The organism is Caulobacter radicis (genome assembly GCF_003094615.1).
Lineage (GTDB): Bacteria > Pseudomonadota > Alphaproteobacteria > Caulobacterales > Caulobacteraceae > Caulobacter > Caulobacter radicis.
This window is the reverse complement of record NZ_QDKO01000043.1, coordinates 315,636-328,731: the sequence shown is the minus strand read 5'-3', so window position 1 is coordinate 328,731 and position 13,096 is coordinate 315,636. Positions and strand designations below refer to the sequence as shown.

Here is a 13,096-nt window from a genome sequence, read left to right as displayed (position 1 = left end):
AGGGAGGGGCCCGCCGCGAAGCGGTGGGAGGGGGAGAGGTTTCACCGCTTGCCGACTTCAATAGGCCGCGACATCGCCTTGAATCGTCGAAGCTTTTGCCAACCAAACATGCGCGGAACAACCGCGCTCGATCCTGAGAGATTATAACCTCTCACCCTCCCACGCCTGCGGCGCGGGCCCCTCCCTCTCTCGATGAGAGAGGGGTGAAGGAGGGCTCACCGCTCCGGAAACACCGGCTTCCGCTTGGCCAGGAACGCCGTGCGCCCCTCGATGAAGTCCGGCCCGGACACCGAGGCCACGAAGGCCGCGCGGGTCGCGGCGTCGTCCTCGACGGCGCCGGCCAGGATGGCTCGGATCGTCGCCTTGATCGCCCGGACCGTCACCTGGGAAGCCGCCGCGATATCGGCAGCCTTGGCGGCCGCGGCCGCCGGAACGTCGGTCTCCACCGCGTCGATCAGTCCGAGCCGCAAAGCTTCTTCAGCCCCCAGCAACCGGCCCGTGAACAGGATGTCCCGCGCCGCCGAGGCCCCGACGGCGTCGACGAGGCGCTTGGTGTCTTCCAGGCTGTAGGTCAGGCCGAGCTTGGCGGGCGTGATCGCCAGGCGCGCGTCCGGCGCGGCGATCCGCAGGTCGCAGGCCAGGGCGACGGCCAGGCCGCCGCCGACGCAGGCGCCTTCGATGGCGGCCAGCACGGGCTTTTCCAGCGTGGCGATCGCACCGATCCCAAGGGCGATGGCGGCGTTGTAGTCGGCGGCGCTTTCTGGCGTCGCATACACCGCCTCGAACTCGCCGATGTCGGCCCCGGCCGCGAAATGACCGGCTCGTCCGGTGACGACCAGAACCTTGGCGCGGGACGTGGCGAAAGCGGCGCAGGCGTTGGGCAGGGCGCGCCACATGGCCAGGGTGATGGCGTTGCGCTTGGCGGGGCGGTCGAAGGCCAGGGTCGCGACGTCGCCGTCGATGGCCAGGGTCAGCGCCCCTTCGGCGAAGGCGGTCATCGGAAGGTCTCCGGAACGGTGGCCGGGGGCAGGGCGCGAGCCAGCCGGGCGGCCAGGGCCTGGGTAGGGCCGTCGGCCATACCGATCACCTGCAGCGACAGCGGCAGGCCGTCGGCCTCGCCGGCGGGCAGCGCGAACGCCGGGGCGCCCAGCACGTTGCCCAAGGCCGTCAGGTCGGCTTGGCCGGCAGGCGCCGGGGCGCTGAAGGCGAAGGCTTGTTGCGGTGTCGTCGGGGTCAGAATTCCGGCATATGGCTTTGTTAGTTCAAGAATCTTGCGCTTGCTCTCAGTCAATAGGCGATAGGCTTCGGCCAGCCGGGGCGGCGTCTGCCTCGCCCCCCAGGCCAGCAGCGAGCGCAGCTCGGGCGTGAAGCCTTCCGGGTCCAGGGCCAGGGCGCGGCGATGCTCGATACCGCCCTCGACCTCGCTGATCAGCAGGCCGGCGCGGCGCAGCGCGCCGAGGTCCAGGTCGTCGATCCGCAGCCGCTCCAGCCGCCAGCCGGCGGCCGTCAGGCTATCGAGGGTACGGGCGAAGTTGGCCGCCACCGCCGGTTCCAGCGTCACCAGACCGTCGAGATCGAGCACCGCCAGCGGTCGTTCGTCGGTCGTGGACCCTTCCTCGACGCCGCAAGCGCGCACGACCAGCGCCGCGTCCTCGACCGAACGGGCGTGGACGCCGACGTGATCGAGTGTCCAGGACAGCGCCATGACGCCGTCGGTTGGGATCGCGCCCAGCGCCGGCTTGTAGCCGACCACGCCGCAGTAGGACGACGGCAGCCGCACGCTGCCCATGGTGTCGGTGCCAAGTGCGGCGGCGCACAGCCCCGCCGCCACGGCCGCCGCCGAGCCGCCCGACGAGCCGCCGGGGGTGAAGCCGGCGCGGTGCGGGTTCTCGCAGCGGCCCAGGAAGGCGTTGTCGTTGGTCGCGCCCAGCGCGGCCTCGTGCATGTTCAGCGTACCAAGGATCACCGCGCCCGCCGCCCGCAGGCGCGCGACACAGGCGGCGTCGACCGGCGCGATATTGCGGGCGTAGGCCTTGATCCCGGCGGTGTGGGCCAGGCCCTCGACGGCGATGTTGGCCTTCACCGCGATCGGCGCGCCGTCGATCGGCGACAGCGGCTGTCCCGCCGCCCATCGCCGGGCGCTGGCGCGCGCTTCGGCGCGAGCGCTGGCGGCGTCCAGTTCGACCACGGCGTTGATAGCTGGGTTCAGCCGTTCGATCCGGGCCAGATAGGCCTCGGTCACATCGACCGGGCTGGCGCCGGCGGCATAAAGCGCCGGCAGGCCCGCAACGCCCGCCGCAACTAGGGGATCGGAGAAGCCGCTCACCTCAGTAGCGCTCGTCGATCAGGCGGATAGGCTTCTGGCGCACGTCGATCTGGGTCAGGCCGGCGGTGGCGCCCTTGGGCGCAAGCTCGACCTCGACCTCGATGCCGATCTTGCGCTTGAGGATCTCGCCATAGAAGCTCGCGATATCCCGCCATTCGCCGACATCGGCCGTGGTCTCGGCGGTGACGGCGAAGCTGTCGCGGCCCGTCGCATCGCGGCGCGCGCGGCAGATGAACTCGCCCGCGAAGGCCGGCGCATGCTCCAGCATCGCGCCGACGCCCTGCGGGAAGATGTTGATGCCGCGGATCTTGACCATGTTGTCCGAGCGACCCAGGAACCCCTCGATCCGCTGGAACACTACGTCGATCGAAGACGGCTTGGGGATCGCCCGCGTCACGTCATGGGTGTTGAAGCGGATCAGCGGATAGAGGTCGTCCTTGAACAGGCAGGTGACCACCATGTCGCCCAGCTCGCCCGGAGCCACGGCCGCCCCGGTGTCGATGTCGCAGATTTCCAGGTAGTGGGCGTCCTCGTGGACGTAGAGGCCGTCGCGGTCGGGGCCTTCGCCGGCGATCAGGCCGGTGTCGCCCACGCCGTACCAGTCGAAGCACTTGGCGCCGCCCCAGGCCTTCTCCATCGCCGCGCGGTCCTCGCGGCCCAGGTGAGCCGAGATCAGCCGCACGGGAATGTCGCGGCCCGGCTCGATGCCCATCTCGACCGCCGTATCGGCAAGCTTCTTGAGGTAGTCGCCAAAACCCACCAGCACCGTGGCGCCGAAGCGCTTCATCACCTCGACCTGCTGGGCCGAGCGGGTCTCTACCCCGGTGCCGGCCGACAGGAAGACGGCGCTGGTCCAGCGGGTAACGGCCTCGCGCACATAGTGGCCGCCGTTGATCATGCCGTGGCCGTAGACCGAGTGGACCACGTCGTCTGGAGCCAACCCTTGGAATTGATAGTTGCGGGCCAGCAGCAGGTTCTGCACCTCGCGGCTCTTGGGGCCGAACAGCAGCACCTGGGGCGAACCTGTCGTGCCCGAAGTAGTGTGCAGCATCACCGGCGGCCGCTGGCCGTCCGGATAGCCCTCGAAGCCGGCGAAGTCGCCGAACGGCGGATTGCGCTCCAGCGAGGCCATGATGTCGGATTTGTCGAAGCTGGGCAGCCTGGGCAGGTCGTCGAGCGAGCGGATGTCGCCTGGCTGGATGCCGGCCGCGCCCCACAGGCGCTGGTAGAACGGCGTCTTCCAGGCCCGGTCCACGCAGCGCAGGAACAGGCGGTTCTGCAGCGCTCGTAGCTCGTCGCGGCTGGTGGTGGTGGCGAACCGAGTGAAGGCGTCGCCGATCGGATGGTCGGCGACGATGGCGGGATAGTCGAGCGACTGCCAGTAGGTCTGGTGGGACATGCGTAACCTTGGGGAGCTCAGCCGCCGCTGGCGAGGAGGAAGGCCTCGCGGGCGTCGGCCAGGGTGTCGAAGCGGTCGAAGAGGTCGGCCAGCGGGGCGTGGACGGCCTCCAGGCCGACGAAGGCCAGGCACGAGCGGGCCTTTTCGAGGTGCTCGTCGCGGCTCATCGGGAGTTCGGAGGAGCCCAACTGGGCGGTGACGTCGAGCACGATCTCGCGGCCGTTCTTGAGGCGCGCGACGGCGCGAGCCGGCACGAAGGCGGAGGGATCGGGATTGCCGTCGCTTTCCACGACGATGCGGGCGGCCAGGGTCAGCACCTCGGGTTCGTTCAGGCGCTCGACCGTGTAGTCGTCAAGGCCGACGCGACCGCGGGTCAGCATGACGGCGGCGAGGTAGGGCAGGCACAGGCGGGCGTAGGCGGTGTCCATCTCCGGCTTGGCGACCCGGCCCACCAGGTGGCGGATCAGCGGCGGGGCCAAATAGGTCAGGCTGTCGAGGTCGGCGGGGGTCACGCCGTGCCTGGTCGCGAGCTCGCGTATCGCCACCAGGCCGCCGTGGCAGGCGCGGCCGGTGGGGAAGGGCTTGCAGGCGACCTCGGCGATGCGGCGCCGGTCCTCGAGGTCAGCCAGCACCGGCCCGAGGTCGAACCCGGCCTCGAACAGCGGCAGGTAGCCGAACGGTCCTTCCAGCCAGTCGCTTGGACCGGGCAGGCCCGCCTGCGCGACATCGATCGCCTGCAGGGCCGAGCGGGCGGCGGCGGCGACCTGGACGGGCAGGGCGGGCTTGCCTTCTGTGTGGGCCTGCATCGTGCCGCTGCTGAAGGCCAGGGCGTAGCCCATGGCGTCCATCGCCGTCTCGCGCGGCAGACGCCTGAGGCGGGCCAGGGCGGCCGTGGCGCCGAAGACCCCCGCCGTGGCCGGCCGGAAGAAGCGCAGGGGCGTCGTTGCAGCGACCCCCAGCGCTACGGCCACGTCCACTCCGGCGACCATGGCCGCCAGCACCTCCGCCCCGCTGTAAGGACCCGAGCGATCGAGCTCGGCGATCAGGGCCGGCACGATGGTCGGCAGGGGGTGCAGCACGGCCTTTTCGTGGACGGAGTCATACTCCTGCCCGTGCAGTTGGAAGGCGTTGACGAAGGCCGCTTGGGCCGGGGCCAGGCGCACGCCCGGGCGACCCAGCACGAGACCGTCGCCTTCACCGCCCCAGCCGCGCGCGGCGGTCAGGATCGCGTCGGAATAGGCCGCTCCAGCGCCCGCCGCCCCGACAGCCACCGCATCGTGCAGCAGCCGGCGGGCATCGGCCCGCACGGCGTCGGGCAGGGCGTCCCAGCGCAGGGAAAGGGCGTGGTCGACAAGGGCTTGCGCGGCGATCATGCGGCGACGCTAGCAGCGGCGCCGGCCGCTCTTTGGCGCGGCGTTCGGGTTTGCGCGCACAGCGGACAACCGCGCCGCTGTCCGCCAGTCGAGCAAACGCGAAATCCCCGTCACGACGGGACGAGACGCGTTCAGCCTTCCGTTCGCGGACCTTCCGGGGGGAACGGTCCGCGATGCAGGAGAGCCGCCATGCTGATGCGTGTTCTGTTGTTGCTGACCAGCGCGTTCTTGCTGATGGAGGCCGGGCCGATGCTTCTGGCCCAGATGGAGCGCGAGCGGACGGGATCCTGACGTCTTCCTCTTCCAACTTGCTCGTCGCCCCGGCGCTCTGGCTAGGGTGACGAGCTTTTGGAAGGGGGAGGCTACCGGTCCCGCCATCCCGCCGGACCCGCGCCCAGGACAGGCGGAACCGGGTCGATGACCGCCGGCTCGGCTGCGAACAGGATCGGCGTGCCGACGATCTCAGCGCCCTCGGCGTCGCGCGACAGCATGCCCCGCGCTGCCAGGGCCGGATCCTCGAAGGCTTCCTTCAAGGTTCGCACCGGGGCGAAGCAGACGTCGCGGCCTTCGAACCAGGCTTCCCATTCTGCACGGGTCTTGGCGGCGAAAGCCTCGCGCAGAAAGGCCCGCAGCGGCTCCTGGCCAGGCCCCGGCTGAAGCTCGGCATAGGGCAGAAGATCAAGACGATCGAGACCCGCCAGCAGGTTGCGGGCGAACTTCACTTCGGAGCCGCCCAGGCAGATCCACTGGCCGTCGGCGCACTCATAGAGGCCGTACATGGCGTTGCCGCCCCACGAGCGCTCGTCCTTGGGAACGTGCGCCTCACCGGTCGCGAAGATCTTGCCGGTGACGTTGGGCGTCCAGGCCAGCAGGCTGTCGTACATGGCCACGTCCACATAGTCGCCCAGGCCCGTCTTCTCGCGCCGCAGCAGGGCCATCAGCACGCCCGACAGGGCGGTGAGGCTGGCCAGGGCGTCGGCGACCGGCATGTTGGGCGGGGTCGGCTTGCCGTCGAAGCCTTCGCTGAGGCTCACCATGCCGGCCAGGGCCTGGACGGCGATGTCGTGGGCGGGACGGTCGCGATAGGGACCGGTCTGGCCAAACGCCGAGATGGCGACGTAGACGATGCCCGGATTGCGCGCCTTGACGGCCTCGTAGTCGAACCCCAGCCGCCGGATCACGCCAGGCCGGAAGGCCTCGACCACCACGTCGGCCTCGGCGGCCAGGTCGAGCAGCAGGGCGCGACCCTCGGCGGACTTCAGGTCGACCTGCAGGCTGCGCTTGCCGCGGCTGGTGTTGCGGAACCAGACGCTCGCGCCGTTCTTGCGATAGCCAATCTCGCGCGCGGGATCGCCTTCGCCGGGCGGTTCGATCTTCAGCACGTCCGCGCCGTGGTCGGCCATCATCAGGGTCAGCATCGGCCCCGGCAGGAAGAACGACAGGTCGAGGACGCGGACGCCTTCCAGCTTCACGAGGCAGCTCCCCCAATGGACTTCAAGATTTCGTCGGTGTGCTCGCCCAGCTTCGGCGCCCGGGCGCCCGGCATCCGCTCGCCGTCGATCTTCACGGGGCAGGCCAGCATGGCCAAGCCTTCCGCTCGATCAGGATGGTCGACAACGTCGCGCATGCCGACCTCGGCCACGAACGGGTTGTCCAGCGCGTCCATCATTTCCAGGATCGGTGCGAACGGGACCTTGCCGCCGAGCAGGGCGGTCCAGTCCGCTGTCGTGCGCGTCCCGAACAGGACGTCCATCGCCTCGCTCAGGGCAGGACGGTTGGCGTGGCGGCTGGGGATGTCGGCAAAGCGCGGGTCGGCCTTCAGCGCGGCGGCGCCGGCCAGGTCGCACAGCGCTTCCCAGAACTTCGGTGTCTGGCACATGACCAGGCCCCAGCCGTCGGCCGTCTTCACCGCCTGGGACGGCGCGATCGACGGGTGGGCTCCGCGCGGCAGGCGCTGGACCTTGTAGCCCTCGTTCATCGCCCAGACGGCGGGGTAGGAGAGCTGGTGCAAGGCCACGTCGAACAGCGAGACGTCGACGTCGCAGCCCTGCCCCGTCGTGCGCGCCGACAGCAGGGCGCTGACCACGCCGAAGGCCAGCATGGTCCCGGTCATGAAGTCGACCATCGACACGCCCAGCCGCGCCGGCGGCGCGTCCGGCTCGCCGGTCAGGCTCATCAGCCCGGCCTCGGCCTGCATCAGGTAGTCGTAGCCCGGCCAGCCGGCCCGACTGTTGCCGCGCCCGTAAGCGGAAAGGTGGCCGCAGACGATGGCGGGATTGACGCCCTTCAGGTCGTCGTAGGTGAGACGAAGCTTGCCGGGCTGGTCGCCGCGCAGGTTGTCGACCACCATGTCGGCCTGCGCCACCAGACGCTCGAAGGTCGCGCGGCCCTCGGGTGTCTTGATGTCGAGCGCGATGGACTTCTTCGACCGCGAAAAGGTCTGGAAGAACTGGCTGTCGGCCTGCCCGAGAAAGAACGGGCCGGTGGCGCGGCTGACGTCGCCGCCCATGGCCGGGGCCTCGATCTTGACGACCTCGGCCCCCAGCTCGGCCATCAGCTGGGTGGCGTAGGGGCCGGCGCCGTACTGCTCGACGGCCAGCACCTTTATCCCCGCCAGGGGGCGACGTCCCCCCGTCTTTGGATTGGCAGTCATCAGACCGGGTTCCGGGCCACGAGCTGGCGGGCGATGATGATCCGCTGCATCTCGTTGGTGCCTTCGCCGATGCACATCAGCGGGGCGTCGCGGAACAGCCGCTCGATCGGATATTCCTTCGAATAGCCGTAGGCGCCGTGGATGCGCATGGCCTCGGTGGCTACCTCCAGCGCCGTCTCCGACGCGAAGTATTTGGCCATGCCCGCTTCCATGTCGACGCGCTCGCCGCGGTCGTAGGCCTTGGCGGCGTCTTCCACGAGCAGCTCCGAGGCGCGGGTCTTGGCCCCCATCTCGCCGAGCTTCAGCTGGATGGCCTGGTGCTGGGCGATCGGCTTGCCCATGGTCTTGCGGACCTGGGCGTACTTGACGCTTTCCATCAGCGCGCGCTTGGCGATGCCGACCGAGCGGGCGGCGACGTTGATGCGGCCGATCTCAAGGCCGCCGGTGGCCATGACGAAGCCCTGGCCTTCCTCGCCGCCCACCAGGCACAGCTCGGCGTCGCAGCGATAGTCCTCGAAGATGAACTCGCCGCTGTCGATGCCCTTGTAGCCGAGCTTCTCCAGCTTGCGGCCGTTCGTGACGCCGGCGATGGGCGCGCGGGTCTCCGGATCGATCTTCGGGGTGATGAGCATGCTCATCCCCTTGTGGCGCGGCTGGGCCTCGGGATCGGTCTTGACCAGCAGGGCCGAGACATGGCCCTCGATGGCGTTGGTGATCCAGGTCTTGGTCCCGTTGACCACGTAGTCGCCGCCGTCGCGCCTGGCGACGGTGCGGATGCCCTGCAGGTCGGTGCCGGCGTCAGGCTCGGTCAGGCCGAGGCACCCGCGCATCTCGCCGCTGGCGAAGCGGGGCAGCCAGAAGTCCTTCTGCTTCTGCGTGCCGAACTTCTGCACGACCATGGCCATCATCAGGTGCGAGTTGAAGACGCCCGTCAGGCTCATCCACTCGGCGCTGATCTTGGTGACGATCCGCGAATAGGTCAGGGCCGACAGGCCCAGGCCGCCGTATTCCGGGTCGATCAGGGCGCCGAACAGGCCTAGTTCCTTCATGTCCTCGACCAGGGCATGGGGATACTCGTCGTCGTGCTCGAGCTGCATCGCCACGGGGGCGACCTTCTTCTCCAACCACTTGTCGATGGCGTCGAGGATGGCGCGTTCGTCGGCTTCCGAGATCTCGCTCATCCTAGTAGTTCCCGACCTTGTCCTCGACGGCGTGGCCGCGCGCCGGGATCAGCATGTTGCGCTTGAAGGTGCAGACGACCGTGCCGTCCTGGTTCTTGCCGGTGGTCAGGATCGTGACGATGCCCTGGCCGGGGCGCGACTTGCTCTCGCGCTTGGCCAGCACTTCGCTCTCGCCATAGATCGTGTCGCCGGCGAACACCGGGGCGCTGAACTTCACCTCGTCCATGCCCAGGTTGGCGATGGCCTTCTGCGAGACGTCGGTCACGCTCATGCCGATCAGCAGGGCCAGGGTGTAGGGGCTGACCACCAGGTTCTTCTTGAACTCCGAGGCCTTGGCGAACTCGGCGTCGAAGTGCATCGGGTGGGTGTTCAGCGTCAGCAGCGTGAACAGGTGGTTGTCGTACTCGGTCACGGTCTTGCCGGGGCGATGCTCGTAGACGTCGCCGACGATGAAGTCCTCGAAGTAGCGGCCGAAGGTCTCGCGGTAGCGCTGAGGACCGACCTCTTTCCAGTTCTGCGACATGGGGGAGTCTCCTAGGTCTAAGCGCGGTCGAGAACGCGCCGTGCGGCGCGGATGACCGGCAGTTCGATCAGCTTGCCGTCCAGCAGGGCGGCGGCCCCGCCGGCGGCGTCGAAGGCCTCGACCACGCGCCGGGCGCGCTCGATCTCGGCCGGCGAGGGGGTGTAGGCGGCGTTCACCGCGGCCACCTGGGCCGGATGGATGCAGGACCGGCCGGTGAAGCCCAGCGCCTTGGCTCGCAGGGTTGAGGCGCTCAGGTCGTCCGGGTCGGCAATGTTCAGGTGCGGCACGTCCAGAGAGGCCACGCTAGAACGGCCACAGGCGGCGACCAGGGTGCTCCGGCCCAGCAGCAAGGCGTCCCAGTCCATGGTCGAGCCCAGATCGGCAGACAGGTCGGCCCCGCCGAACAGGGCGCCGGCCACGCCAGGAGTGGCGCAGATCTCGAAGGCCCGGCGCAGGCCCTCGGCCGACTCGACGACGGGCCAGAGCGGCAGGTCTGGCAGCACTTCGCCGGCGGTCAGCAGGTCTTCCGGCGCGGCGACCTTGGGGATCATCAGGAAGTCGGGGCGCGCCTGGCTCTCGGCCAGGGCGACCAGGTCCTTCAGGCCCTCCAGCGTGCGCACGCCGTTGGTCCTCAGGCCGACGACGGCAGTGCGTGGCTCGGCGAGGAAGGCGAGGGCGGAGGCGCGCGCCTCGCCCTTGCCGGCCGGCGGCACGGCGTCCTCCAGGTCGATGCAGACGGCGTCGGCCCCGGCGTCCAACGCCTTGCCGAAGCGATCCGGGCGCGTCCCGGGCACGAAGAGCAGCGAGCGAAAGGTCATAGGCGTCAATCGCCTATCGGCACGGCCTCAGCGAACGCCTGGGCGATTTTTCTCCGACAGGCGATCCAAACGCCGTCCTGGGCGGTGACATGGTCGAGGAACTTGCGGAACGCGCCGATGCGGCCCGGACGGCCGATGATCCGCAGGTGCAGCCCCAGGCTCATCATCCGCGCCCCGACCTCCTGGCTCTCGGCATGCAGTTCGTCGAAGGTGGCCACGGCGTAGTCCAGCCAGTCCTTGGCGGTCAGGGACGGGGCCAGCCAGAACTTCATGTCGTTGGAGTCCATGGCGTAGGGCAGGATGATCATCGGCTTGGACTGGCCATCCGCCGTCTCGACGCGGTCCCAGAACGGGAAGTCGTCGGAGTAGTCGTCCATGTGATAGGAAAAGCCCGCCTCGGCGATCAGGCGGCGGGTGTTGTCGGTGTGCAGGTAGCGCGACAGCCAGCCCGACGGGCGCGTGCCGATCGTCCGTTCGATCGAGTCGGCGGCCTTGGTGATGAACTCGCGCTCCTTGGCCTCGTCCATCCAGAACTGGTGGGTCCAGCGATAGCCGTGGGCGGCCACCTCGTCGCCGCGGGCGCGGATGGCGGCGGCCAGCTCCGGCGCGCGCTCGAGCGCGAGGGCCGCGGCCGTCCAGGTGGCCTCGATCCCATGCTGGTCGAGGATCCGCAGGATGCGCGGCGCGCCGGCCTTGATGCCGTACAGATAGTTGCTCTCGCTGCCGTGCATCCGCATCGGCTTCTTGGGAACCGCGCCCAGCTCGTCGACCGGCTCGGGGCCCTTGTCGCCGTCGCGGATGTTGTGCTCGGCGCCTTCCTCGACATTGACGACGATCGACAGTGCAAGGCGCGAACCGTCCGGCCAGCGGAAGTCGTCAGGTGCGGGCATGGGGCTTTCTCCGTTGGGCGGTCACTTCGCTCGCGGCGCTCGCGCCTTTCGGTGCGGCGCTCCAGCGTGCGGCCTCCAAATCTTCACGGCGGCATGGGAGCCGCAACGGAGGGAGCGCCCGATGGCCGTCACGCGGATTGTCGCCCTGTTCAACCTGAAGCCCGGCGTCTCGGTCGCCGACTACGAAGCCTGGGCCAAGGAGCGCGACCTGCCGACGGTCAACGGCCTGAAGTCGATCGACAAGTTCGAGGTCTTCCGCTCGGCCGCCCTGCTCGGGACCGACGCGGCGCCGCCCTATCAGTACGTGGAGATCATCGACGTCGCCGACATGGACGCCTTCGGCGCCGACGTCGCGACGGAAACGATGCAGGCGATCGCCGCCGAGTTCCAGGCCCTGGCCGACACCACCTTCATCGTCACCGAGAAGGTGGGTTGAGCATGGCGGGACGGTTTGAAGGCAAGACGGCGGTCGTCACCGGGTCCGGTCGGCGCGGAGGTCTGGGGGAGGCCATCGCTCGACGCCTGGCGCAGGAGGGAGCGGCGGTGGTCGTTTCCGACATCGGTCGCTCCGTCGATCCTTCTACGCCTGCCGGCATGATCGGCGGGACCGAGGAGATGGAGGCGATCGCCGCCGATCTGCGCCAGTACGGCGGGTCGGCCAGCATCCGGCCCTGCGACGTGCGTCGCTGGGACGAGGTCCGGGCGCTGGCCGATCATGCCGTGCAAACCCACGGCTCGCTCGACATCTGGGTCAACAACGCCGGCATCGGCTACATCATGAAGCCGCTGATGGACGTCCGTCCTGAGGACTGGTCGGCGGTCATCGACGTCAACCTGACGGGCTGCTTCTTCGGCCTGAAGGCGGCCGCCGAGGTGATGATCCCGCAAGGCAAGGGCGGCCGCATCGTCAATATCGCCAGCCAGGCGGCCAAGTCGGGCTTCCCGCACGCCCAGGCCTACACCGCCTCCAAGCACGGCCTGGTGGGCCTGACCCGCTCGGCGGCCATCGAGCTGGGCGCGCATCAGATCACCGTCAACAACGTCTGCCCCAACCACGTGACCACCGGTCTCGGCGCCTGGCAGAACGAGTATTTCGCCAAGGTCACCGGTGCGGCCTCGGTCGAGGCCTATCTGGCCGCCATGGCCGCCCGCATCCCGCTGGGCCGTCCCGGCAAGCCGGAGGATACGGCCGACGCCGTGGCCTTCCTGTGCTCGGACGAGGCCAGGTACATCACCGCCGAGAGCATGAATGTCTCGGGCGGCGAGGAGCCGCACTAGCTCTTTGGAGCGACCTTGTAGCGATCGGGCACGACGCTGCGCTGGAGCGAGGCGTGGTCGAAGATGTCGGTTGCGGGCAGGTCGCCTTCGACCACGACCTTGAGCATGCTCAGGACAGTTCTGTTGTTCTCGTGCCGGAGCTTGAAGGTCGTACCCACGATGACGCCGTTCTGGTCGATGTCGTAGATCCGGATCAGGCCCGCGTCGGTGAGGCGGATCCGGTCGACGCGGCCGGTCGGCGTTCCGCGCGAGCCGACATAGGCCTTTTCCAGAATCGGCCTGTTGCTGTTCACGCCACAGGCGGCGCGGGCGTACTCCGGGCCCGCGAGAATCTCGCCGGTGGCGATCGTGAGGGTCTTGCCCGTACCCGTGGCGCAGTCAGCGACGACGCGGTCGGCGGGCGTCTCCACCCGATGCTTGTCGCCGCTGTGGAATTCGGTCGACCATTCCTCCATAGCACCTTCGTTCGGTCGCTCGACACGCACCCACGCATAGACGGCGTAGGTGGCGCGGGTCGTGCGCGAGCGTTCGATCACGGCGTCGACCCTGGGGTCGCTCGCGGGCTTGGCGGGCGGCGCGCAGGCGGCGACCATCAGGATCATGCCGGCCGCGACGGCCAGGCGCGTGGTGGATACGAACAAGCAGAACCCCCGGT

The 13,096-nt window shown here is 69.3% G+C and carries 13 protein-coding genes; 2 read left to right on the top strand and 11 right to left on the bottom strand.

The annotated features are described in order from the left end of the window. Positions 1-215 precede the first annotated feature (215 nt). The 10 genes from DDF62_RS24145 to DDF62_RS24100 all read right to left on the bottom strand — a co-directional run bounded on the left by DDF62_RS24145 (position 216) and on the right by DDF62_RS24100 (position 11,163). The gene (locus tag DDF62_RS24145) at positions 216-998 is read right to left on the bottom strand and encodes an enoyl-CoA hydratase-related protein (protein ID WP_116491471.1); all 783 of its coding nucleotides are present in this window, start codon (positions 996-998) and stop codon (positions 216-218) included. Then, a complete protein-coding gene (locus DDF62_RS24140) occupies positions 995-2,326 on the bottom strand; it encodes an amidase (RefSeq protein WP_116491470.1) in 1,332 nt (443 codons plus the stop codon). The genes DDF62_RS24145 and DDF62_RS24140 overlap by 4 nt, the downstream gene beginning before the upstream one ends. Before the next feature lies 1 nt (position 2,327). Beyond that, on the bottom strand, positions 2,328-3,725 hold the full coding sequence (locus tag DDF62_RS24135; RefSeq protein WP_116491469.1) for a phenylacetate--CoA ligase family protein: 1,398 nt from the start codon (positions 3,723-3,725) through the stop codon (positions 2,328-2,330). A gap of 17 nt (positions 3,726-3,742) precedes the next feature. After that, a complete protein-coding gene (locus DDF62_RS24130; protein WP_116491468.1) occupies positions 3,743-5,098 on the bottom strand; it encodes an MmgE/PrpD family protein in 1,356 nt (451 codons plus the stop codon). A gap of 362 nt (positions 5,099-5,460) precedes the next feature. After that, positions 5,461-6,570 (bottom strand): CaiB/BaiF CoA transferase family protein, encoded by a 1,110-nt coding sequence (locus DDF62_RS24125; RefSeq protein ID WP_116491467.1) that lies wholly within the window; start codon positions 6,568-6,570, stop codon positions 5,461-5,463. Beyond that, on the bottom strand, positions 6,567-7,751 hold the full coding sequence (locus DDF62_RS24120) for a CaiB/BaiF CoA transferase family protein (protein ID WP_116491466.1): 1,185 nt from the start codon (positions 7,749-7,751) through the stop codon (positions 6,567-6,569). Before DDF62_RS24120 ends, DDF62_RS24125 begins: the two co-directional genes overlap by 4 nt. Next, positions 7,751-8,932, bottom strand: coding sequence for an acyl-CoA dehydrogenase family protein (locus DDF62_RS24115; protein ID WP_116491465.1), 1,182 nt, complete (start codon positions 8,930-8,932; stop codon positions 7,751-7,753). The genes DDF62_RS24120 and DDF62_RS24115 overlap by 1 nt, the downstream gene beginning before the upstream one ends. Before the next feature lies 1 nt (position 8,933). After that, positions 8,934-9,455, bottom strand: a complete 522-nt coding sequence (locus DDF62_RS24110; protein ID WP_101717770.1) for a MaoC family dehydratase — start codon at positions 9,453-9,455, stop codon at positions 8,934-8,936. Between the two features lie 17 nt (positions 9,456-9,472). Continuing rightward, positions 9,473-10,273, bottom strand: coding sequence for an HpcH/HpaI aldolase/citrate lyase family protein (locus tag DDF62_RS24105; protein WP_116491464.1), 801 nt, complete (start codon positions 10,271-10,273; stop codon positions 9,473-9,475). Between the two features lie 5 nt (positions 10,274-10,278). Continuing rightward, complete coding sequence (locus DDF62_RS24100) at positions 10,279-11,163, bottom strand: polysaccharide deacetylase family protein (RefSeq protein ID WP_116491463.1); 885 nt, start codon at positions 11,161-11,163, stop codon at positions 10,279-10,281. A 121-nt stretch (positions 11,164-11,284) separates the two neighbouring features. On the opposite strand from DDF62_RS24100, the gene DDF62_RS24095 reads away from it, so the two are divergent. Continuing rightward, complete coding sequence (locus DDF62_RS24095) at positions 11,285-11,599, top strand: REDY-like protein HapK (RefSeq protein ID WP_101717773.1); 315 nt, start codon at positions 11,285-11,287, stop codon at positions 11,597-11,599. 2 nt (positions 11,600-11,601) lie between these two features. Beyond that, entirely contained in the window at positions 11,602-12,441 is an 840-nt protein-coding gene (locus DDF62_RS24090) for an SDR family NAD(P)-dependent oxidoreductase (protein ID WP_116491462.1), read from the top strand. Here the strand turns inward: DDF62_RS24090 and DDF62_RS24085 are convergent. Beyond that, the gene (locus tag DDF62_RS24085; RefSeq protein WP_116491461.1) at positions 12,438-13,082 is read right to left on the bottom strand and encodes a hypothetical protein; all 645 of its coding nucleotides are present in this window, start codon (positions 13,080-13,082) and stop codon (positions 12,438-12,440) included. The two genes, DDF62_RS24090 and DDF62_RS24085, sit on opposite strands and share 4 nt — an antisense overlap. Positions 13,083-13,096 lie beyond the last annotated feature (14 nt).